The sequence below is a fragment of the Stutzerimonas sp. LR2 genome (genome assembly GCF_055755175.1).
Map to the genome: position 1 here is coordinate 1 of NZ_JBVTRR010000022.1, position 1,442 is coordinate 1,442.

A 1,442-nucleotide genomic window follows, 5' to 3' on the forward strand; every position below is an offset into this window, starting at 1 on the left:
TTTAGCAAGGTCTGAGGCGTTGCGAAATAGAGGGCTCTGATCTTGGTGCAACGCGGTCAGTTGTTCACCACCGAAAGCGGCCATGTTGTTTTTGTTGTAACCAAAATCGTTATCCTGTGTCACCGGTTCAAAATTACCGTTATCCACTTCATCTTGCACACGCTGGATTTGGGCTCGTGCTTCAGTCATCGGGTCGGTGACGGGCTTTGCCTCAACCAGATTGCGCTCGTCATTTTGATATTCATCAGCGACAGCGCTCTGCTTCAGCGTCTCCCAAAGTGACAGTGTTTCGCGGTCAAACTCGGGCTCCTGATAATGGTCCATCGACGTGATTGGGAGAGGCATTTCGTCATCAGAGCCTTGTTTACTCAATACGTCTTTGAGGCTCAACTGTTGCGGCGCAATGGTGGTTTTTTTCTGCTCGCGTGCAGACACTTTAACAGGATGACTCTCTTCAACCTGTGGTGGAGGCGACTGGAAGGCTTCACCAGGCTTTTGATTAGCCAACTCAGCCTGGGCTTTCGCTTTCGCTTCCTGACGGGCATTTACCTTTTCGTAGTCGGCATCAGACAGCAGATTCAGGTGATGCAGCAGTTGGTGGGCGTTATCCGGCGTTACTGGATTCGAGGCACCAAACATATTTTCCAGCGGACTGTCATTCTCATCCGGCAGCAGCGTGCCACCCTTGAGAATTTCCGGATCGACATCAGCCGGAATGCTGTTTTCACGGGGTTCTTTATTGCCTACATAAGGACGACTTTCTTTCAGCACGGGGATATTCTTCCCTTTACTGGTTTTGAATTCACGCCATTCACTCTCAATTCGGATGCGAGAGGAAATAGGTAGCGGCTCCATTGTATCTACAAACAGGACGTCCGGAGAGATAAGACGCAGGCAACTTAGAGCCACTTTGGGCTCTTTGCTGTTGCGTGAATCCTTATCATTCATGATGTGCGGGGCTATGCGCCAATATGCGGTATCTTCGTTTTTGTTTACATTTGGAATGCACAATTTATAGCTCATCATCAGATCCGCCAGGCTGTTGGCCGATTGCGGGATCACTGCGCCCGATTTTTTCACTGTGTTGGTGATATCTTTGACTGCCGTGCCCCAAACGATAAACACGCCATAAGTAGTGACCCAAATCGGGTTGCCGGGTTTGTTGGGTTGCCATACTCCTTTCTTTAGCAGGTGGCGCATGGCATCGACAATGCGTTGAACCGCAGGCACGCCAGATTGCGTTGCACGAACAGCATCACCGCCATAGCGTTGTAGGTCATGGCGGACAGAAATGACGTCAGACTCCTTCACAATCTTCAGGATCTTGTTTTTCATTTCAGGTGCGTTTTCTTCGGTGGCATCCAGGCGAACGGTGCTTACGGCCATTGCACGAGTCAGTTCGTTATAGATGTCGTTACCTTCGCTCAGCAGGAACTCATGCA

1 protein-coding gene is annotated in these 1,442 nt (G+C 50.1%); it reads right to left on the reverse strand.

From position 1 onward, the window contains the following. The coding region (locus ACVRRC_RS21695; protein ID WP_472997535.1) for a TraI domain-containing protein at nt 1-1,442 on the reverse strand (1,442 nt) is incomplete at both ends.